This window comes from Nocardioides jiangsuensis (genome assembly GCF_019679455.1).
Classification (GTDB): domain Bacteria; phylum Actinomycetota; class Actinomycetes; order Propionibacteriales; family Nocardioidaceae; genus Nocardioides_C; species Nocardioides_C jiangsuensis.
In genome coordinates, this window is record NZ_JAIEZQ010000001.1 from 1386932 (window position 1) to 1405492 (window position 18561).

The 18561-nt window shown below is 72.1% G+C and carries 22 protein-coding genes; 21 read left to right on the forward strand and 1 reads right to left on the reverse strand.

What is annotated here, in order from left to right:
* Window positions 1-6 precede the first annotated feature (6 nt).
* The 13 genes from dacB (at window position 7) to K1X13_RS06615 (ending at window position 11567) form a co-directional block, all read left to right on the forward strand.
* Window positions 7-1488 carry a D-alanyl-D-alanine carboxypeptidase/D-alanyl-D-alanine endopeptidase gene (gene dacB, locus K1X13_RS06555; protein ID WP_221024147.1) on the forward strand — a complete coding sequence of 494 codons (1482 nt, stop codon included), beginning with the start codon at window positions 7-9 and terminating at the stop codon, window positions 1486-1488.
* A gap of 39 nt (window positions 1489-1527) precedes the next feature.
* Window positions 1528-2598, forward strand: a complete 1071-nt coding sequence (locus tag K1X13_RS06560) for an Rv3626c family coenzyme F420 biosynthesis-associated protein (RefSeq protein ID WP_225914533.1) — start codon at window positions 1528-1530, stop codon at window positions 2596-2598.
* 13 nt (window positions 2599-2611) lie between these two features.
* Window positions 2612-3592, forward strand: a complete 981-nt coding sequence (gene tilS, locus K1X13_RS06565) for a tRNA lysidine(34) synthetase TilS (RefSeq protein WP_221024148.1) — start codon at window positions 2612-2614, stop codon at window positions 3590-3592.
* Between the two features lie 5 nt (window positions 3593-3597).
* A complete protein-coding gene (gene hpt, locus K1X13_RS06570) occupies window positions 3598-4149 on the forward strand; it encodes a hypoxanthine phosphoribosyltransferase (protein WP_221024149.1) in 552 nt (183 codons plus the stop codon).
* Window positions 4150-4315: 166 nt separating this feature from the next.
* Complete coding sequence (ftsH, locus tag K1X13_RS06575) at window positions 4316-6316, forward strand: ATP-dependent zinc metalloprotease FtsH (RefSeq protein WP_221024150.1); 2001 nt, start codon at window positions 4316-4318, stop codon at window positions 6314-6316.
* A complete protein-coding gene (gene folE, locus K1X13_RS06580) occupies window positions 6313-6927 on the forward strand; it encodes a GTP cyclohydrolase I FolE (protein WP_221024151.1) in 615 nt (204 codons plus the stop codon). Before ftsH ends, folE begins: the two co-directional genes overlap by 4 nt.
* 97 nt (window positions 6928-7024) lie before the next feature.
* Window positions 7025-7891 carry a dihydropteroate synthase gene (folP, locus tag K1X13_RS06585; RefSeq protein WP_225914534.1) on the forward strand — a complete coding sequence of 289 codons (867 nt, stop codon included), beginning with the start codon at window positions 7025-7027 and terminating at the stop codon, window positions 7889-7891.
* A complete protein-coding gene (locus tag K1X13_RS06590) occupies window positions 7888-8313 on the forward strand; it encodes a nuclear transport factor 2 family protein (RefSeq protein ID WP_221024152.1) in 426 nt (141 codons plus the stop codon). The genes folP and K1X13_RS06590 overlap by 4 nt, the downstream gene beginning before the upstream one ends.
* Entirely contained in the window at window positions 8303-8716 is a 414-nt protein-coding gene (folB, locus tag K1X13_RS06595; RefSeq protein ID WP_221024153.1) for a dihydroneopterin aldolase, read from the forward strand. Before K1X13_RS06590 ends, folB begins: the two co-directional genes overlap by 11 nt.
* Window positions 8713-9279, forward strand: a complete 567-nt coding sequence (gene folK / locus K1X13_RS06600) for a 2-amino-4-hydroxy-6-hydroxymethyldihydropteridine diphosphokinase (RefSeq protein ID WP_221024154.1) — start codon at window positions 8713-8715, stop codon at window positions 9277-9279. The genes folB and folK overlap by 4 nt, the downstream gene beginning before the upstream one ends.
* Window positions 9276-9797, forward strand: coding sequence for a DUF3180 domain-containing protein (locus tag K1X13_RS06605; protein WP_221024155.1), 522 nt, complete (start codon window positions 9276-9278; stop codon window positions 9795-9797). The genes folK and K1X13_RS06605 overlap by 4 nt, the downstream gene beginning before the upstream one ends.
* A 9-nt stretch (window positions 9798-9806) precedes the next feature.
* On the forward strand, window positions 9807-10418 hold the full coding sequence (locus K1X13_RS06610; protein WP_221024156.1) for a hypothetical protein: 612 nt from the start codon (window positions 9807-9809) through the stop codon (window positions 10416-10418).
* A gap of 90 nt (window positions 10419-10508) precedes the next feature.
* Window positions 10509-11567: a GNAT family N-acetyltransferase gene (locus K1X13_RS06615; RefSeq protein WP_308249431.1), complete on the forward strand. Its 1059-nt coding sequence runs from the start codon at window positions 10509-10511 to the stop codon at window positions 11565-11567.
* A 15-nt stretch (window positions 11568-11582) separates the two neighbouring features.
* Here K1X13_RS06615 and K1X13_RS06620 read toward each other — a convergent pair whose 3' ends face one another.
* The gene (locus tag K1X13_RS06620) at window positions 11583-12539 is read right to left on the reverse strand and encodes an ABC transporter ATP-binding protein (RefSeq protein WP_221024158.1); all 957 of its coding nucleotides are present in this window, start codon (window positions 12537-12539) and stop codon (window positions 11583-11585) included.
* Between the two features lie 80 nt (window positions 12540-12619).
* On the opposite strand from K1X13_RS06620, the gene K1X13_RS06625 reads away from it, so the two are divergent.
* The 8 genes from K1X13_RS06625 (at window position 12620) to pseI (ending at window position 18556) form a co-directional block, all read left to right on the forward strand.
* A complete protein-coding gene (locus K1X13_RS06625) occupies window positions 12620-13276 on the forward strand; it encodes an ABC transporter permease (RefSeq protein WP_221024159.1) in 657 nt (218 codons plus the stop codon).
* A 2-nt stretch (window positions 13277-13278) separates the two neighbouring features.
* Window positions 13279-14004 (forward strand): ABC transporter permease, encoded by a 726-nt coding sequence (locus tag K1X13_RS06630; protein ID WP_221024160.1) that lies wholly within the window; start codon window positions 13279-13281, stop codon window positions 14002-14004.
* Window positions 14005-14075: 71 nt separating this feature from the next.
* Window positions 14076-15056, forward strand: a complete 981-nt coding sequence (locus tag K1X13_RS06635; RefSeq protein ID WP_221024161.1) for an ABC transporter substrate-binding protein — start codon at window positions 14076-14078, stop codon at window positions 15054-15056.
* Between the two features lie 287 nt (window positions 15057-15343).
* Complete coding sequence (locus K1X13_RS06640; protein ID WP_221024162.1) at window positions 15344-16021, forward strand: hypothetical protein; 678 nt, start codon at window positions 15344-15346, stop codon at window positions 16019-16021.
* 170 nt (window positions 16022-16191) lie between these two features.
* Window positions 16192-16446 carry a hypothetical protein gene (locus K1X13_RS06645; protein ID WP_221024163.1) on the forward strand — a complete coding sequence of 85 codons (255 nt, stop codon included), beginning with the start codon at window positions 16192-16194 and terminating at the stop codon, window positions 16444-16446.
* 105 nt (window positions 16447-16551) lie between these two features.
* Window positions 16552-16956 (forward strand): MaoC family dehydratase, encoded by a 405-nt coding sequence (locus K1X13_RS06650; protein WP_221024164.1) that lies wholly within the window; start codon window positions 16552-16554, stop codon window positions 16954-16956.
* Window positions 16956-17504 (forward strand): UDP-4-amino-4,6-dideoxy-N-acetyl-beta-L-altrosamine N-acetyltransferase, encoded by a 549-nt coding sequence (gene pseH, locus K1X13_RS06655; protein WP_221024165.1) that lies wholly within the window; start codon window positions 16956-16958, stop codon window positions 17502-17504. The genes K1X13_RS06650 and pseH overlap by 1 nt, the downstream gene beginning before the upstream one ends.
* A complete protein-coding gene (gene pseI / locus K1X13_RS06660; protein ID WP_221024166.1) occupies window positions 17504-18556 on the forward strand; it encodes a pseudaminic acid synthase in 1053 nt (350 codons plus the stop codon). The genes pseH and pseI overlap by 1 nt, the downstream gene beginning before the upstream one ends.
* Window positions 18557-18561: the final 5 nt, after the last annotated feature.

Genomic DNA, 18561 nt, shown 5'->3' on the forward strand with positions numbered 1-18561 from the left:
TTCGGCATGGCCAGAGGTGACGTACGCCACTCCGGCCGTCGGGTCGACCGCTCCGCCCGGACCGGTTCCGGAAGGCTGCTGCGCCGGGCCACCGTCGCGCTGGTCGTCCTCGTCCTGGTCCTCGCCGGCGTCTCCTACACCTTCGACCTCGGCAACCGCTGGCTCGGCTGGGACTACCCCTCGCCGGTCACCGAGCCGGCCGCGGTGGCGCCGCCACCGGGTCTGAGGCTGCCCGCGGCGACCGTCGCGGAGCCGGTGGCCGTGCCCGGCGACGCGAGCACCGCCGCGGACCCCGCGAAGGTGCGCCGCGCGCTGGCCGGGCTGCTGCGGGACAAGAAGCTCGGCCCCCGCGTCGCGGTGGCGGTGGACCAGCTCTCCGACGGGTCCCCGGTGTTCCGGTCGGGGCCGACGGTGGTCACGCCGGCGTCGACGATGAAGCTGCTCACCTCCGCCGCGGCGCTCGCCGCCCTCGGCCAGGGACACACGTTCAGCACGACGGTGGTGGCCGGCGCCACGCCACGTCAGGTCGTGCTCGTCGGGGGAGGGGACCCGCTGCTCGCGCGCACCCCGAGCGGCGACGACACCTACCCGGCCCGGGCCGACCTGCTCACCCTGGCGAAGAAGACCGCCCGCTCCCTTGACGGGCTCGGCCGCACCCGCGTCTCCCTCGGCTACGACGCGTCGCTGTTCACCGGCCCCGCGGTCAGCCCGCAGTGGCCCGCGTCGTACCTGCCCGACGACGTGGTCTCGCCGATCTCGGCGCTCTGGGTCGACGAGGGCCGGGAGCGGCCGGGGATGGTGGACCGGTCGGCCGACCCCGCCCTCGGCGCGGCCCAGGTGTTCGCGCAGGCACTCGCCAAGCAGGGGATCGCGGTCGTGGGCCGGCCCCGCCCGACCGCGGCGGACGCCGAGCCCGACGTGCTCGCGGAGGTGGAGAGCGCGCCGCTCGAGCAGGTCGTGCAGTGGGTGCTCGAGATGAGCGACAACGAGGGCGCCGAGGTGCTGTTCCGGCACGTCGCGCTCGCCACGGACCGGCCCGGGTCGTTCGTCGGGGGGAGCGCCGCCGTACGCGACGTCCTCGCCGACCTCGGGATCGACACCGCCGGTCAGCGGATCCTGGACGGCAGCGGGCTCTCACGCGACGACCGGGTCGCGGCGGAGACGCTCCTCGCGGTGGTCGGCGCGGCCGCGGACGAGGACCACCCCGAGCTGCGCCCGGTCGCGGTCGACCTCCCCGTTGCGGGCTTCACCGGCTCGCTGACCTACCGGTTCGCCACCGGCGACGACGCCGGCCTGGGCCGGGTCCGGGCGAAGACCGGCACGCTGACCGGCGTGCACGGGCTGGCCGGGACCACGACCGACCTCGACGGCACCGTGCTGTCCTTCGCGGTGGTCGCCGACCGGGTCAAGGTGGAGAACACGCTGGACGCCCGGGCCACGATCGACGAGATCGCCGCCGCCCTCGCGGGCTGCTCCTGCGGAGCCTGACCGCCCTCGGGTGTTGAGCGCACGGCGTAGGGTCGAGCCATGGCTGGCAACCGCTCCACGATGATCGACTGGGACCTCGCGGTCACCGCTGCGTCCAAGATGTCCGGACCCGGCCCGATGATCAGCCGGGGCGAGGCGGAGGCCGTCGTCGCCGAGCTGCGTGCCGGCGCACACCGCTCGACGTCGTTGGTACGCGACTACACCGGCCTCGTCGCGGAGGAGCGCAGCGCGCCCGTCCTGATCGTCGACCGGCCCGGCTGGATCCAGGCGAACGTCGACGGCTTCGCCACGATCATCTCGCCGCTGGTGGAGAAGCTGCAGGAGCGCAAGGGCGCCCCCTCGCCGCTGGCCGAGGCGGTCGGCTCCCGCGTGACCGGTCTCGAGCTCGGCGCGCTGCTCGGCTTCATGTCCTCGAAGGTGCTCGGCCAGTTCGACCCGTTCCACGCCCCCGTCGGGTCCGAGACGGCCGGGCGGATGCTGCTGGTCGCCCCGAACGTCGTCCACGTCGAGAACGAGCTCGACGTGGACCCGACCGACTTCCGGCTCTGGGTGTGCCTCCACGAGGAGACCCACCGGGTCCAGTTCACCGCCGTGCCGTGGATGCGCGACCACATCCACGGCGAGATCGCGAACCTCGTCGACTCCGTCGAGGTCGACCCGGCCAAGCTCGCGGGCATGCTCGGCGAGGGCGTCAAGCGTCTCGGTGACCTGGTCCGCGGCAACGACGACGTCAGCCTGCTCGACCTGGTCCAGACCCCGGAGCAGAAGGAGGTCGTGGACCGGATCACCGGTGTCATGTCCCTGCTCGAGGGGCACGCCGACGTGGTGATGGACGGGGTGGGGCCCGGCGTGATCCCCTCGGTCGCCCAGATCCGGGCCCGGTTCAACGAGCGCCGCAAGGGCGCCGGCACCCTCGACAAGGTGCTCCGCCGGTTGCTCGGCCTCGACGCGAAGATGGCGCAGTACCGCAACGGTGCCGCGTTCGTGCGCGGCGTGATGGACCAGGTCGGCATGGAGGGCTTCAACAAGGTGTGGGTCGAGCCCGCCAACCTCCCGTCCAAGGCCGAGATCGGCGACCCGGCCGCCTGGGTCCGCCGCGTCCACGGCTGACCTCCCGCCGCACATGGGCCCGTCCCCGGCGGTCGCCGCCGTCCGGCTGGCCGTGCGCCGCAGCCTCGCCGACCTCGACCCCGGCGCCCGCCTGCTCGTCGCCTGCTCCGGCGGCGCCGACTCCCTGGCCCTGCTCGCGGCGACCGTGTTCGAGAGCCGCCGCCCCGGACACCGGGTGACCGCGCTGACCGTGGACCACGGCCTCCAGGACGGCTCCGCCGAGCGCGCCCGGGACCTGGTGGAGCGGATGCGGTCGCTCGGAGCGGCGGAGGCCCGCGCGGTCCGGGTCGAGGTGGGTACGGCGGGCGGGCCGGAGGCCGCGGCACGGGCCGCCCGCTACGCCGCGCTCGGGCGGGTCGCGGAGGACGTCGGCGCGGACGCCGTACTCCTGGGGCACACCCGTGACGACCAGGCGGAGACCGTGCTGCTCGGGCTCGCCCGCGGGTCCGGGGCCCGGTCGCTCGCCGGGATGGCCCCGGTGTCCGGCCCCTACCGCCGCCCGCTGCTCGGCCTGTCCCGCGCGGACACCGTCGCGGCCTGTCGCGCCGAGGGCCTGGCGCCCTGGGAGGACCCGCACAACGACGACCCCGCCTTCGCCCGGGTCCGGGTGCGGCGCGAGGTGCTGCCGGTGCTGGAGCGGGAGCTCGGCCCCGGGGTGGCCGAGGCGCTGGCCCGCACCGCGCGGCTGCTCCGCGACGACGCCGACGCCCTCGACGCGCTCGCCGAGGAGGCGCGGGCCGCCGCCGCGGACGGCGACGGGCTGCGGGTCGACGTACTCCTCGCCGCGCCCGCGGCGGTGCGCCGGCGGGTGCTGCGCCGGGCCGCGCTGGCCGCAGGGTGCCCAGCCACCGAGCTCTTCGCCGTGCACGTCGAGGCGGTCGACGCGCTGCTCACCGACTGGCGCGGGCAGGCGGGCGTGGACCTGCCCGGCCCCCGGCACGCACGTCGCGCCGGGGGCAGACTGCTGTTCTGCCCAGGGCCTGTGGCAGGCTGACGTCCATGGACGAGAAGCACGTAGAAGGCGACCTGGTCAACGTCCTCTACACCGAGGAGCAGATCCAGAACCGCCTCGCGGAGCTGGCCGCCGCGATCGAGCGGGACTACGAGGGCAAGGAGATCCTGCTCGTCGGCGTCCTCAAGGGCGCGGTCATGGTGATGGCCGACCTCGCGCGGCACTTCGGCCGGCACGTCGAGATGGACTGGATGGCCATCTCCTCCTACGGCTCCGGCACCAAGTCCTCCGGCGTGGTGCGGATCCTCAAGGACCTCGACACCGACATCAACGGCCGGCACGTGGTGGTCGTCGAGGACATCATCGACACCGGGCTCACCCTGTCCTGGCTGGTCTCCAACCTCGCCTCCCGCGGCCCCGCCTCGGTCGAGATCTGCACCCTGCTCCGCAAGCCGGAGGCGCAGCAGATGAGCGTGGACGTGAAGTACGTCGGGTACGACATCCCCAACGAGTTCGTCGTCGGCTACGGCCTCGACTTCAACGAGAAGTACCGCAACCTGCGCTCCATCGGCACCCTCGCGCCGCACGTGTACTCCTGATTTTCGGCCGGTTGGGATTCACCTCGCCGATTTCGCGGAACAATGGTCCGAGACGGAGCCGGTGAGCACGCAACGAGCCTGCCGGGTCCGTTGGCTTCGACGTGTACCGTCGGAAGTCTCGAAGTAGTAGTGACTTGGCAGGAGGGCGGGGCGTAGACCCCGGCACATGGACGTGAAGCGCATTTTCCGAGGTCCCTGGTTGTGGATCGTCGTCGCGGTGGTCGGCGTGCTCGTCGCCCTGCAGTACCTCGCCCCCAACGGTGGCGACGAAGAGGTCGACACGTCCACCATGGTCGGCCACATCGAGGACGGCTCGGTCGAGAGCATCCTGTTCGTCGACGGGGACCAGGAGATCCAGGCCACCCTGGACGACGGCACCAAGCTCACCTCCTCCTGGGTCGCCGGGCAGCAGGTCAGCCTGGTCAACAAGGTCCAGGACCAGGTCGACGCCGGCACCATCGAGAAGTTCAACGTCGAGGTCCCGCGGCCGAGCCTGCTCGGCTCGATCCTGGCCACGCTCCTCCCGTTCGTCCTGATCATCCTGCTGTTCCTGTTCCTGATGAACCAGGTCCAGGGCGGCGGCGGCCGCGTCATGCAGTTCGCCAAGTCCAAGGCGAAGCTGATCAGCAAGGACATGCCGAAGACCACGTTCTCCGACGTGGCCGGGTGCCAGGAGGCCATCGAGGAGCTCGGCGAGATCAAGGAGTTCCTCCAGGAGCCGGCCAAGTTCCAGGCCGTCGGCGCGAAGATCCCCAAGGGCGTCCTGCTCTACGGCCCGCCCGGCACCGGTAAGACCCTGCTCGCCCGCGCCGTCGCCGGCGAGGCCGGGGTCCCGTTCTACTCGATCTCCGGCTCCGACTTCGTCGAGATGTTCGTCGGTGTCGGCGCCTCCCGCGTCCGCGACCTGTTCGAGCAGGCCAAGGAGAACGCCCCCGCGATCGTCTTCATCGACGAGATCGACGCCGTGGGCCGGCACCGCGGCGCCGGCATGGGCGGCGGCCACGACGAGCGCGAGCAGACGCTGAACCAGCTGCTCGTGGAGATGGACGGCTTCGACGTCCGCGGCGGGGTCATCCTGATCGCCGCGACCAACCGTCCCGACATCCTCGACCCCGCGCTGCTGCGTCCGGGCCGGTTCGACCGCCAGATCGGCGTCGAGGCGCCCGACCTCGCGGGGCGGCACATGATCCTCAAGGTCCACTCCCGCGGCAAGCCGATGGCCGAGGACGTCGACCTCCTGTCGGTCGCCCGTCGTACGCCGGGCTTCACCGGCGCCGACCTGGCCAACGTGCTCAACGAGGCCGCGCTGCTCACCGCGCGTCAGAACAGCAAGCTCATCGACGACGAGGCCCTCGACGAGGCGATCGACCGGGTCATCGCCGGCCCGCAGAAGCGGACCCGGCTGATGAGCGAGAAGGAGAAGCTGATCACGGCGTACCACGAGGGCGGCCACGCCCTGGTCGCCGCCGCGCTCCCCGGCACCGACCCGGTGCACAAGGTCACGATCCTCCCGCGCGGCCGCGCCCTCGGCTACACGATGGTGCTGCCCGACGAGGACAAGTACTCCCAGACCCGCTCGGAGATGCTCGACAAGCTCGCCTACATGCTCGGCGGCCGCGCGGCCGAGGAGATGGTCTTCCACGACCCGACCACCGGCGCCGGCAACGACATCGACAAGGCCACGTCGCTGGCCCGGGCGATGGTCACCCAGTACGGCATGACCGAGCGCCTCGGCGCGATCAAGCTGGGGGAGACCCAGGGCGAGCCGTTCCTCGGCCGCGACATGGGGCACACCCGCAACTACTCCGAGGACGTCGCCGCCGTGGTCGACGAGGAGACCAAGCGGCTCCTCGCCACCGCCCACCAGGAGGCCTTCGACATCCTCGAGGAGAACCGCGACGTCCTCGACTCGCTGGTGCTCGCGCTGATGGAGCAGGAGACCCTCGACAAGGCCGAGGTCGCCGCGATCTTCGAGCCGCTGCGCCGCCGTCCGGTACGTCCCGCGTGGACCGGGTCCCCGACCCGGGAGCCGTCGCGGATCCCGCCGGTCGAGGTGCCCAAGTCCGCCGCCAACGGCTCCGGCCCGGAGGAGACCCAGGGCGCCGTGATCCTCACCCCGCCCGGCAGCGGTGGTGACGTGCACGGCGACCCCACCGTGAACTCATGACGGTCGACCGGATCAGCCAGGAGCCGCGCGAGGACATCCCGCCCTTCGACCTCCCGCGGGCCGAGGCTGCGGTGCGCGAGCTGCTGATCGCGGTCGGCGAGGACCCCGAGCGCGAGGGGCTGCGGGAGACCCCGGCGCGGGTGGCCCGGGCCTACCAGGAGCTGCTCGTCGGGATGCGGACGAACCCGGAGGAGGTGCTCACCACCACCTTCGACATGGGCCACGACGAGATGATCCTGGTCAAGGACATCGAGCTGTGGTCGATGTGCGAGCACCACCTCGTCCCGTTCACCGGGGTCGCGCACATCGGGTACATCCCGGCGGACAACGGCCGGATCACCGGCCTGTCCAAGCTGGCCAGGCTGGTCGACGTCTACGCCCGCCGGCCCCAGGTCCAGGAGCGGCTGACCACCCAGATCGCCGACTCCATGATGAAGATCCTCGAGGCGCGTGGCGCCATCGTGGTGATCGAGGCCGAGCACCTCTGCATGACCATGCGGGGCGTCCGCAAGCCCGGCTCGAAGACGGTCACCTCCGCGGTCCGCGGCGTGATGCACAACGCCGCCACCCGGTCCGAGGCGATGAGCCTCATCATGCACGGCACCCGCTGACCCCACCTCGCTCCGACTGCGCCGCCCGGACCCCGCCCGAGCGGGCGCATCCGGGCGGCGCACGGCGCGCACACGGCGCGGATATAGGGTCGGGGACATGTTCGCCGGACCGCCCCGCCACGTCGCCGGCCTGCCCCGGCTCGGCCGCAGCCTGGTGATGGGCGTGGTCAACGTGACCCCCGACTCGTTCTCCGACGGGGGCCGCTGGGTCGACCCCGACGCGGCCCTGGCCCACGCGCGGCGGCTCGTCGCGGACGGCGCCGACATCATCGACGTGGGGGGCGAGTCCACCCGTCCCGGCGCGACCCGACCGCGTGTCCAGGAGGAGATCGACCGGGTCCTGCCGCTGGTCTCGAGGCTCGCGGCCGACGGCACCCGGGTGTCGGTCGACACGATGCGTGCCGAGGTGGCCGAGGCCGCGCTGCGCCAGGGTGCGGCCGTGATCAACGACGTCTCGGGCGGCCGCGCGGACGACGCGATGTTCGGGGTGGTGGCCGCGGCGGGGGCGCCGTACATCCTCATGCACTGGCGCGCGCACTCGGTCACCATGCAGCAGCGCACCGAGTACGTCGACGTGGTGGACGACGTGATGCGCGAGCTCGTCGAGCAGCGGGACCGGGCCGTCGCGGCCGGGATCGCGCCGGAGCGGATCGCCCTGGACCCGGGCATCGGGTTCTCCAAGACCGCCGAGCAGAACTGGGACGTGCTGGCCGCGACCGAGCGGTTCCACGGCCTGGGGCACCCCCTGCTCGTCGCCACGAGCCGCAAGCGCTTCCTCGGTGCCCTGCTCGCCGCCGACGACGGCACGCTGCGCCCGCCCCTCGAGCGGGACGACGGCACCACCGCGACCTCGGCGCTGGCCGCCGCAGCCGGAGCGTGGTGCATCCGGGTGCACTCGGTGCGGGCGACCGCGGACGCCGTCCGGGTGGCGCAGCGGTGGGCCCAGGGCCAGGAGGCGCGATGAGCAGCCAGGCTGACAGGGCCGCGGTCGTCGCGGTCAACGAGGAGTTCTACCGCGCCTTCGAGGCCGCCGACCTGGACGCGATGCGGGACCTGTGGGTCGACGACGGCGAGACGCTGTGCGTGCACCCGGGGGCGCTGCCGGTGCGCGGCACGTCCGCGATCAACCGCTCGTGGGCGCTGATCATGGCGAACACCCCCTACATCCAGTTCTTCCTCACCGACGTCGAGACCAGCGTGCTCGGGGACGTCGCGTCGGTGACCTGCACCGAGAACGTGCTGACCGCCGACGACTCGGTCGAGGAGGGGGCGTTCACCGGCGCGAAGGCGGTGGCCACCAATGTGTTCGTTCGCACAGCCGACGGCTGGCGGTTGTGGATCCATCACGCGTCCCCGGTAGTGTCGGGAGAGCACCATGAGGACTGACGACCCGGCTGCACGGGCTTCGCAGGCCGATGCGCCGCAGGGCGTGGACCGGCTCGCGGTGCGCGGGATCGAGGCCTACGGACACCACGGTGTCCTCGACTTCGAGCGCCGCGACGGGCAGGTCTTCCTGGTGGACCTGGTGCTCGGGCTGGACACCCGTCCGGCCGCGCGCACCGACGACTTGCAGGACACCGTCGACTACGGAAGCCTCGTGGCGGCGGTGAAGAACGCCGTGGAGACCGACCCTGTTGACCTGATCGAGACGCTGGCGCAGCGTATTGCTGACCTGTGTCTCACCGACAGCCGTGTGCAATGGACGGAAGTGACCGTGCACAAGCCGGACGCCCCTATCGAGGCGACGTTCTCGGACGTCACCCTGACGATTCTTCGGAGCCGATCGTGACTGAGACCCCGAACCCCCACATCGTGGACACCGACACGCTGACCGGCGAGATGCACCCCATCCGCCGCTCGGTGCTGGCTGTCGGCTCCAACCTGGGCGACCGGCTGGCCAACCTCCAGGGCGCCGTCAACTCCCTCGCCGACACCCCCGAGGTCTGGGTCACCGCGGTCTCCCCGGTCTACGAGACCCGGCCGGTGGACGCCCCCGACGACTCGCGCGACTTCCTCAACGCCGTCGTGCTCATCGACACCACGCTGTCCGCGCGCACCCTGCTGGACCGCGCGCTCGCCATCGAGGACGCCTTCGGCCGTGAGCGCAGCGAGCCCGGCGCCCCGCGCACCCTCGACGTCGACCTGATCGTGGTCGGCGACCGCCGCGCGAACGACGAGGACCTGGTGCTGCCGCACCCGAAGGCGCACGAGCGCGCGTTCGTCCTCGCCCCGTGGCACGACATCGAGCCCGATGCCGACATCCCCGACCACGGACCCGTCGCCAAGCTGCTCGAGCAGACCGGGCGCGAGGGTGTCACCGTGCGCGAGGACCTCTCGCTCGACCTGCAGTGAGCCGCGACCCGGACCCGCGCGACCGGGAGGACGACGAGCGGTACGACGACGAGCGCCCCTCCGGCCACGTCGGCACGACGCGGGTCGGGACCCTCGTCGGGTTCGGCCTGACCGGCCTGGTGCTCGGCTGGCTGCTGCGTCCGGTGGCGGTCCGGGTCAACGGGGCGGCCCCGACCGTGGGCTGGCTGCCGGTCCTGGCGCTGGCGTTCGTGGCCGTGATCATCGGCGCGGTTGCCTGGTCGACGTACCGGGCTCTGCACCGGCGCCACGAGCGGATCGAGCCGCACCGGGCGGTGAACCGGCTGGTGCTCGCCAAGGCGTGCGCGCTGACCGGGGCGATCGTCGCCGGGGGCTACTTCGGGTACGCGCTGAGCTGGTGGGGGGTGACCGCCGCGGCGCTCGGCCCGCAGCGGATGGTCCAGGCGGGACTGGCCGGTGTCGCGGGTGTGCTGATCGTCGCAGGATCGCTGCTCCTGGAGCGAGCGTGTCGCGTCCACCGCGACGACTCCGAGACCTAGGCTGCTCCTATGGCCATCTCTTCCCCGAATCGCCGCCGTCAGCGCAGCGTCCGCGTCACCGTCGCCGTCACCCTGCTCTCCGTGGCCACCGCGGCCGTGGTGCTCGCGCTGCCGACGCAGTCCCCGGCCTGGCTCAGCGTCTCCTCCGTCTTCGCGCTGGTGTGCGGCTTCGCCGCCTCGCGCATCATCTACAACGAGCTGCTGCAGAGCCGTCGTGAGGCGGCGACCGACCGCGCCTCGCAGGCGCAGGCCTACCGGAGCATGTTCTCCGAGCGCGCCGCCGAGCACGCCGAGTTCACCACCGCGATGACCGACCGGCTGGCCATCCGCGACCGTTCCATCAAGGAGCTCGAGGGCACCATCGTGCTCGCCGAGAAGCGCGCCATGGAGGCGGAGACCCGCGTGAAGCGGGAGGCCCGCCGTGCCAACGACGCGATGGAGCTCGTCGCCTCGCTCCAGGAGCAGCTCGAGATCCGCAAGGCCGAGGAGGCCGACGAGCTCGCGAGCTGGGAGGGCTGGGACGGCGTCATGGACGCCAGCACCGTCGTCGACCTGCTCGCCTGGGAGGACAAGGCGAACGCCGGGGCCGGCGCAGCCGCGGACGACCGCAAGCACGCCTGACCCGCTGACCACCCCCGCTGACCGGACGGATCCGTCCGGGCCCGCGGACCCGAGGGCGACGAACGTCCCGCGATGCGGGACAATCGACGGGTGACCTCTTCGAGCACCGACCGATTCGACGACCCCTCCTACCTCTCCGACCTCCCCGGCGGATGGAGCGTGGGAACCCCCGACGAGGCCGATGCGGCCGAGCTCGCGGCGCTGCTCCGCCGGCACGAGAAGCACGGGCGCGGCTGGGCGGGATCCGGCGAGGACGACGTCCTCGTGGAGGTCTCCGCGACCGGCTCGATGGTGCGCGAGAACATCGTGCTCCGCGACGGCGACGGCGTCATCCGCGGCTGGGCCAGCGCCCACGACCGCGCCGCCGGCCGCATGCTGCTCATCGTGATCGTCGACCACCGGCTCGACGACAGCCTGGCCGACCGGGTGGCCGAGGTGCTCTTCGAGTGGGCCGACGAGGCCGCGACCCGGGTGGGCTCCGAGCGGGGCCTGGACGTGCAGCAGATCGACAGCGGCGCCTTCGCCGACGACGACCGGCAGCACCGCTGGCTCTCCCGCGCCGGCTACACCCAGGTACGCCGCTGGTGGCAGATGAGCCGCCCCGTGACACCGGAGGAGGCCGACCTCGACCCCGAGCCCGACGCGGGCGTGGTGATCCGGCCGGTGAAGCGCGAGGGCGGCGGGATGCCGGACGAGGACGACCTGCGCACCGTCCACGACATCCTCGAGACGTCGTTCGCCGACCACTTCAACTCCCACGAGGAGACCTTCGACGAGTTCGTCTTCCGGCTCCGCGAGGACCCCGGCCACCGGTGGGACCACTGGTGGATCGCCGAGCTCGTCGACGAGGGCAAGGAGCCCGAGCCCGCCGGCACGCTCGTGGGCGCGGTCCGCGAGGGTGAGGACGGGCAGCCCGACGGCAGCTACGTGGAGTACCTCGGCGTGCTCCAGTCCGCGCGCGGCCGGGGCGTCGCGAAGGCGCTGCTCGGCACGATCATCGCCGACGCCGCCTCACGCGGCCGGGACCGCGTGGGCCTCGAGGTCGACGCGGACTCCCCGACGGGCGCGGACGCGCTCTACGAGTCGATGGGCTGGAAGACGAGCTACGTCACCCAGTCGTGGCACCGCGACGTACCCGTCGCCGACTGAGCGGCGCAGGGCCGGTCAGGCCTGCTGGACCGAGCGGCGCAGGGCCCGGTGCACCCCGTTCGGGGTGAGCACGCCGACCGTCCGCCCGTCCTCGGTCACGCCGACCACGCCCTCGTCGTACCGCATCATCGTGGCCAGCGCGTCCTCCAGCGACGCGGAGACGTCCACCGACGTGCGCACCTGGTGACCGTCGGGCGCCTCCAGGTCGCCGCGGTCGATCGGGGTGACCGAGAGGCGGCGCAGCCCCCGGGCGCTGCCGACGAACTCCGCCACGAAGTCGTCGGCGGGCTTGCCCAGGATCTGCGCGGGCACGTCGTACTGGGCGAGCCGGCCGCCCGCGGCGAAGACCGCGACCCGGTCGCCCATCCGGACCGCCTCGTCGATGTCGTGGGTCACCAGCAGCACCGTCTTCTGCAGGTCCCGCTGCAGCCGCAGGAACTCCTCCTGCAGCCGACCCCGGACCACCGGGTCGACCGCGCCGAACGGCTCGTCCATGAGCAGCACCGGCGGGTCGGCGGCGAGGGCGCGGGCCACCCCGACGCGCTGGCGTTGGCCGCCCGAGAGCTGGTGGGGGTAGCGGCCGCCGTGCTGGGCCGGGTCGAGGCCGACGAGGTCCATCAGTTCGTCGGCCCGGGCCATCGCCTTCCTCCGGTCCCAGCCGAGCAGCGACGGGACCGTGGCGACGTTGGTGCGGACGGTCTGGTGGGGGAAGAGGCCGACCTGCTGGATGACGTAGCCCATCCGCCGGCGCAGCGCGACCGGGTCGACGTGGGTGATGTCCTCGCCGTCGAGGGTGATCGTGCCGCTGGTCGGCTCGATCAGCCGGTTCACCATCTTCAGCGTCGTGGACTTGCCGCAGCCGGACGGGCCGACCAGGCAGACCAGCGAGCCGCGCGGCACGTCGAGGTCGAGCTCGTGCACCGCGACGGTGCCGTCGGGGTAGGTCTTGCCCACGCCTGCGAGCCTGATCATCGGCTGTTCGCTAGGTTCCATGTGTGGCCCTTCCCTCCCCGAGCACTGCCGTGGTGCCGGCTGCCGCCGAGCCTAACTGCATGGTCCGCAACGAGTGGGTCTGCGGGGAGTTCCTCACCAGCCGCGCCGAGCAGCTGACCGAGGCGCTGGTGCAGCACGTGTGGCTGACCGTGGTGTCGGTGCTGCTCGGGCTCGCGGTGGCGTTCCCGCTCGCGCTGCTGGCGCGTCGGCACGCCCGGGTGGAGTGGGCCGTGGTCGGCACGACCACGGCGCTCTACACGGTCCCGTCGCTCGCCCTGTTCGCCCTGCTGCTGCCGTTCACCGGCCTGACCGCGACCACGGTGGTCACCGGGCTGGTGCTGTACTCGCTGACCATCCTGGTCCGCAACATCCTCGAGGGGCTCAAGGCCGTGCCCGCCGACGTCGTCGAGGCCGCGCGCGGGATGGGGTACGGCGGCACCCGGCTGCTGCTCTCGGTCGAGCTGCCGCTCGCGGTCCCCTCGATCATGGCGGGGCTCCGGGTGGCCACGGTGTCGACCGTCGCGCTGACCACCGTGGGCGCGATCATCGACTACGGCGGCCTGGGCAACCTGCTCTTCGAGGCGGTGAACACCCAGTTCAAGCCGCAGGTGCTCACCGCCAGCGTGCTGTGCGTGGCGCTCGCCCTGGCCTTCGACCTGCTGCTGGTGGGCACGCAGCGGGTGCTGACCCCGTGGGCCAGGACGAGGGGGGCCTAGCCGTGCTCGACGTGTTCCAGGGCGTCGTCGCCTGGTTCCAGGACCCCGCCCACTGGCAGGGCGAGGAAGGAGTCTGGAACCGGCTCAGCGAGCACCTGCTCCTCACCGCGACCGCGACCGTGCTCGCGGTCCTGCTCGGGCTGCCGCTCGCGCTGTGGCTGGGCCACGTCGGCCGGGGCGGCCTCCTCGCGGTCAACATCTCCAACGTCGGGCGGGCGGTGCCCACCTTCGCGGTGCTGCTGCTGCTCTCCATCGGCCCGGTCGGCGCCGGCGACCTCGGCCCCTACGGCCGGGCCGGCCTCGCGACGCTGCTGTCGCTGGTGCTCTTCGCGCTGCCGCCGATCATCACCAACGCCTACGTGGGCATGCGGGAGGTCGACCGGGACACCGTCGAGGCGGCGCGGGGCATGGGCATGCGGGGCGGGCAGCTGCTGCGGCGGGTCGAGCTGCCGCTCGCGCTGCCGCTGATCCTGGCCGGCGTCCGGCTCGCCGTGGTCCAGGTGTGGGCGACCGCGACGATCGCCGCCCTGGTGGCCGGGCCGGGCCTTGGCCGGATCATCACGCTGGGCTTCCGCCGCCAGGACCTTCCCGAGGTGGTCTCCGGGGCGCTCGTGGTCGCGGTCTTCGCGCTGCTCCTCGAGGGCCTGATGGTGCTCGCCCAGCGGCTGCTGGACCCGGTGGCCCGCGCCCGCCGTACTCCTGCTTCTCGAGCCGGGTCGGTACGCTGATCCGAGCGGGTGTCGGACGGCGCCCACCGGACACGCGCGGTGATGACCGCGGGACACAGAAGGCGGAGCGCATGAGCATCCTCAGGCGACCCAGCAGCACCTCGGTACGACGGGCGCTCGCCGCCGTGGCAGCGACGCCCCTGCTCCTCCTCGCCGCCTGCGGCAACGGCGGCGAGGACGCGCTCGACTCCGGCAGCGGCTCGGGCGCGGGCGGCTCCGGCGACGAGGTCGTCATCGCCTACCAGGACTACACCGAGATGCAGATCATGGCGGAGATGTACGCCGCGCTGCTCGAGGACGCCGGGTACGCGCCGACGCTGAAGGGCCTCGGCGACCGCACCCTCTACGCCGGCGAGCTCGGCAGCGGCGGGGTCGACGTGGCGCCGGAGTACGTCTCCTCGATGACCGAGTACCTCAACAAGGACATCAACGGCCCCGACGCGAAGCCGGTGGCGTCCCCCGACGTGGACGAGACCCTGGCGACCCTGGAGGAGCTCGGCTCGCAGGCCGGCGTGACTCCGCTCCAGCCGGCGGAGGCCGAGGACGCCAACGCGTTCGCGGTCACGACCGAGTTCTCGGAGACCAACGGCGTGACCACGCTGAGCGACCTGGGGAACTACGACAAGCCCGTCGCGCTCGCGGCGGCCCCGGACTGCCCGGACCGCGACGACTGCAAGCTGGGTCTCGAGTCGGTGTACGGCGTCGAGATCAGCACGTTCGAGCCGCTCGGGTTCGGCAGCACCCAGACGAAGGACGCGGTCACCAGCGGCGAGGTCGAGGTCGGCCAGGTGGGCACGAGCGACGGCTCGCTGCAGAACCTCGGGCTCGTGGTGCTCGAGGACGACAAGGACTGGCAGAACGCCGAGAACCTCGTCCCGGTCGTGAACACCGAGTTCCTCGACGCCCACCCCGACGTGGCCGACGCGCTGAACAAGCTGTCGGACACGCTCACCACCGAGGACCTGATGACGCTCAACGCCAAGGTCGACTCCGAGCGCATGCTCCCCGAGGACGTCGCCTCGGACTACCTGACCCAGAAGGGCCTCGTCTGACCCCACGCATCCTGACCCGAATCAGCCCGCCGACCCGTCCCGCCCTGCCCCTGAAGCCGGCAGGATGCGGCGGGTCGGCACCGAGCGGCGGGTCCGAGTCCCGTTCCGGCCGGCGTCACGTACCCTCGTCGGCAGTCGCGTCCGTGAGCTGACCGGAGCGGCGGAAGCAGAGCGGACAGCAGGAGCGAAGGGAGACGCATGGGTACGTCAGCCAGGCGCTGCTTCGTCCACGTCGGCCGGCCAGGGAGTCTGCGGTGAGCGGGGACGGGCCCCCGGCGGCGCGAGGGGTGACCGCCGCTGCGCCGGTCGAGCCCGCGGCCCAGGACTCCGCGGTCCTGCGCGACCTGATGCTCGCCTACGCGCGGAACCGGCCGGTGCGCAAGGTCGCGGTTGTGGGCAATGCCCCGCTCCCGCCCGACGAGGCTCGCGCCGATGAGATCGACACCGCCGACCTGGTGATCCGGGTCAACAGCTTCGTGATGGACCGGCCGGGGGAGCCGCGCTGTCAGGGCGGCCGGGTCGACGTGGTGGTGTGGAACCGGATCACCCGCGCCACGGAGTTCCTCTTCGACCGCTACCGTGAGCGTCTCTACCTCATGGTCGAGCCGATGCGCATGCACGGCATCGCCGAGATGTGGCCCGCCTCCTGGCCCCAGGACCTCGGCCTCGTCGCCGTGCCCAACGGGTCGGCCGCCATCCCCCTGAGCGAGGAGCTCGACATCCCGTGGCGCGAGGAGCGGCTGGCCCCCACGACGGGCATGACCGCGGCGTACCTCGCGATCGTGCTCTTCCCCGAGTGTGACATCGTGCTGACGGGGTTCTCGTTCCTCGATGACCCGACCCAGACGCGTTGGCACCATCAGTGGGGAGACTCCTGCCCGGTCGGCCCCGAGCACCGGATCGACAACGAGTCACGACTGATGCGCTCGTGGATCGAGTCGGGGCGGGCACGGTTCCTGCGATGACGCCCTCAGCACGCTCTCGAGGAGACAAGATGACATACCTGCAGAATGCGCGTGCGCGTGGCCGGTCGCTCCTTGGGCGGAGACGACCCGCTCCGCCCGCGGACGTCCCCGACGCGACCACGCAGCGACTCGACCGTCAAAATCGTCGGATCGGCGCGCTGGAGCGGGACATGAACCGGATGGGTCCGCAGATGGCCGCCCTCGAGGCGCGACTGGAGTCGCTGCGCGAGCGGCTCGTTCGTCCCGAGGCCGCTCCCGGCGACTACGACGAGGCCCTGTCCCTCGTCGAGGAGGTACGCCGCGAGCACGAGCGGATCCGGGCCCGGATCAGCGCGGCGTCGCGGTTCGAGGAGCGGCTGCGCCAGCTCGAGGAGGAGATGGGACGGCGCTCGGCGAACGAGCCGACGGACGGGGACGGCGCGTGACCTCCTGGTCGACCCCGGCTCTGCCCAGGCTCGGGTGGGGCGACTAGCCGCCTCTGAGGCGGCGCCGTAGCGTGTGGCTCCGACAACGACCCGGAGAGGACTCCGATGAGCATCAGCGTTGGTGACACAGCGCGGATCAGCAAGACCATCACCGAGGCCGACATCCTCATGTACGCCGCGGTGAGCCTGGACACCAATCCGGTGCACCTGGACGCGGTCGCCGCGGAGAAGTCCCTCTTCGGCGAGCGCATCGCGCACGGGATGCTGACCGCGGGGCTCATCTCCGCGTGTCTGGGGACTCGTCTCCCCGGGCCAGGGACGATCTACCTCGGACAGACCCTGGAGTTCTCCGCCCCGGTCAGGATCGGTGACACGATCACCGCGCAGGTGGAGGTGGTGGAGGTCGGCGAGAAGGGCCGCGTCCGCCTGGCCACGCGCTGCACCAACGTCACGGGCGAGACGGTCCTGTCCGGCGAGGCGACGGTGCTGCCACCGCGGGGTGAGACGTGATGATCGAGCTCATCGACTGCGAGGAGTCCCATCGTTGGCTGCTGTACGAGTGGCGCAGCTCCGACGAGGTGCGGCCGTACATGTACGACCGCGCCGAGATCTCCCGGGAGACCCACGACGCCTGGTACACCCAGCTCTTGCGGCGGGAAGGGCGCAGGGGTTGGATCATCGCCATGGACGGCAAGCCGGTGGGTGCGGCGTTCGTCTCCCAGCACGACCACGAGAACCGGCGGGCCACCTGGGCGTTCTACCTGGCCGACCCGTCGACCCGGGGTCGGGGCGTGGGCAGCGCGGTGGAGTACCTCGTCCTCGAGCACGCCTTCGGCGAGCTGGGCTTGCACAAGCTGTGCTGCGAGGTGCTGTCGTTCAACACCGCTGTCGTGGCCATGCACAAGAAGTTCGGCTTCGTGGAGGAGGGGCTCCTGCGCGATCACTGGTACCGCGACGGGGAATGGGTCGACACACACGTCCTGGCGATGTTCGAGGACGCCTGGGCCGAACGTCGAAAGCGCTTCGGCGAGCAGCTGCGTTCCAGGGGGCTGATCTGATGCAGGAGACCATCCGTTTCGCCTCGACCCCGGTCGGGGAGGGGCACCCGCCGTTCATCGTCGCGGAGATGTCGGGCAACCACAACGGTGACCTCGACCGGGCTCTGGACATCGTCAGGGCCTCGGCCGAGGCCGGGGCGCACGCCCTGAAGCTGCAGACCTACACGGCGGACACGATCACCGTGGATGTGGACTCCCCGGCGTTCCGGGTGTCCTCGGGGCACGAGCTGTGGGGAGGCCGTTCGCTCTATGAGCTCTACGAGGAGGCGCATACTCCCTGGGAGTGGCACGAGCCGATCTTCGGGCTCGCCCGCGAGCTCGGCATGGTGGCGTTCTCCGCGCCGTTCGACCCCACCGCCGTCGCGTTCCTCGAGAAGCTCGAGGTGCCCGCCTACAAGGTCGCCTCCAGTGAGATCGTCGACCTCCCCCTGATCCGGGCGATGGCCGAGACCGGAAAGCCGATCATCATCTCCACGGGGATGGCCAACCTCTCCGAGATCGACCGGGCGGTGTCCACCGCACGCGAGACGGGCAACGAGGACATCGTCGTCCTGAGCTGCACGGCGTCCTACCCGGCGACCCCGGAGGGCTCGAACCTTCGGGCCATTCCCCAGCTCCGGGCACTCCTCGACACGCAGATCGGTCTCTCCGACCACACCCTCGGGATCGGCGCGGCGGTGGCGGCAGTGGCGCTGGGCGCGACCCTGATCGAGAAGCACGTGACGTTGGACCGGCACGACGGCGGCGTCGACTCGGAGTTCTCGCTCGACCCCGGCGAGCTGCACCTGCTCGTCCGGGAGACGAACACGGCCTGGCGGGCGCTCGGCACGGCGTACGTCGGACCGACCGAGGGCGAGGCCGAGGGGCTGAGGTTCCGCCGCTCGCTCTACGTCGTGCAGGACGTCAGAGCCGGCGACGTCGTCACGCCGGAGAACGTCCGGTCCATCCGTCCGGCCGGTGGGCTCGAGCCCGCGATGATCGACGTCGTCCTGGGTCGGACCTTCCGCTCGGACGCGCCCAAGGGCACGCCGCTGACCTGGAACCTCGTCTGAGCCCT

Excerpts from the sequence above, each read along its gene's own strand:
- dacB (WP_221024147.1), top strand. The coding sequence starts at position 7 with ATGGCCAGAGGTGACGTACGCCACTCCGGCCGTCGGGTCGACCGCTCC.
- K1X13_RS06560 (WP_225914533.1), top strand. The coding sequence starts at position 1,528 with ATGGCTGGCAACCGCTCCACGATGATCGACTGGGACCTCGCGGTCACC.
- tilS (WP_221024148.1), top strand. The coding sequence starts at position 2,612 with ATGGGCCCGTCCCCGGCGGTCGCCGCCGTCCGGCTGGCCGTGCGCCGC.
- hpt (WP_221024149.1), top strand. The coding sequence starts at position 3,598 with ATGGACGAGAAGCACGTAGAAGGCGACCTGGTCAACGTCCTCTACACC.
- ftsH (WP_221024150.1), top strand. The coding sequence starts at position 4,316 with ATGGACGTGAAGCGCATTTTCCGAGGTCCCTGGTTGTGGATCGTCGTC.
- folE (WP_221024151.1), top strand. The coding sequence starts at position 6,313 with ATGACGGTCGACCGGATCAGCCAGGAGCCGCGCGAGGACATCCCGCCC.
- folP (WP_225914534.1), top strand. The coding sequence starts at position 7,025 with ATGTTCGCCGGACCGCCCCGCCACGTCGCCGGCCTGCCCCGGCTCGGC.
- K1X13_RS06590 (WP_221024152.1), top strand. The coding sequence starts at position 7,888 with ATGAGCAGCCAGGCTGACAGGGCCGCGGTCGTCGCGGTCAACGAGGAG.
- folB (WP_221024153.1), top strand. The coding sequence starts at position 8,303 with ATGAGGACTGACGACCCGGCTGCACGGGCTTCGCAGGCCGATGCGCCG.
- K1X13_RS06610 (WP_221024156.1), top strand. The coding sequence starts at position 9,807 with ATGGCCATCTCTTCCCCGAATCGCCGCCGTCAGCGCAGCGTCCGCGTC.
- K1X13_RS06620 (WP_221024158.1), bottom strand. The coding sequence starts at position 12,539 with ATGATCAGGCTCGCAGGCGTGGGCAAGACCTACCCCGACGGCACCGTC.
- K1X13_RS06625 (WP_221024159.1), top strand. The coding sequence starts at position 12,620 with ATGGTCCGCAACGAGTGGGTCTGCGGGGAGTTCCTCACCAGCCGCGCC.
- K1X13_RS06635 (WP_221024161.1), top strand. The coding sequence starts at position 14,076 with ATGAGCATCCTCAGGCGACCCAGCAGCACCTCGGTACGACGGGCGCTC.
- K1X13_RS06645 (WP_221024163.1), top strand. The coding sequence starts at position 16,192 with ATGAACCGGATGGGTCCGCAGATGGCCGCCCTCGAGGCGCGACTGGAG.
- K1X13_RS06650 (WP_221024164.1), top strand. The coding sequence starts at position 16,552 with ATGAGCATCAGCGTTGGTGACACAGCGCGGATCAGCAAGACCATCACC.
- pseH (WP_221024165.1), top strand. The coding sequence starts at position 16,956 with ATGATCGAGCTCATCGACTGCGAGGAGTCCCATCGTTGGCTGCTGTAC.
- pseI (WP_221024166.1), top strand. The coding sequence starts at position 17,504 with ATGCAGGAGACCATCCGTTTCGCCTCGACCCCGGTCGGGGAGGGGCAC.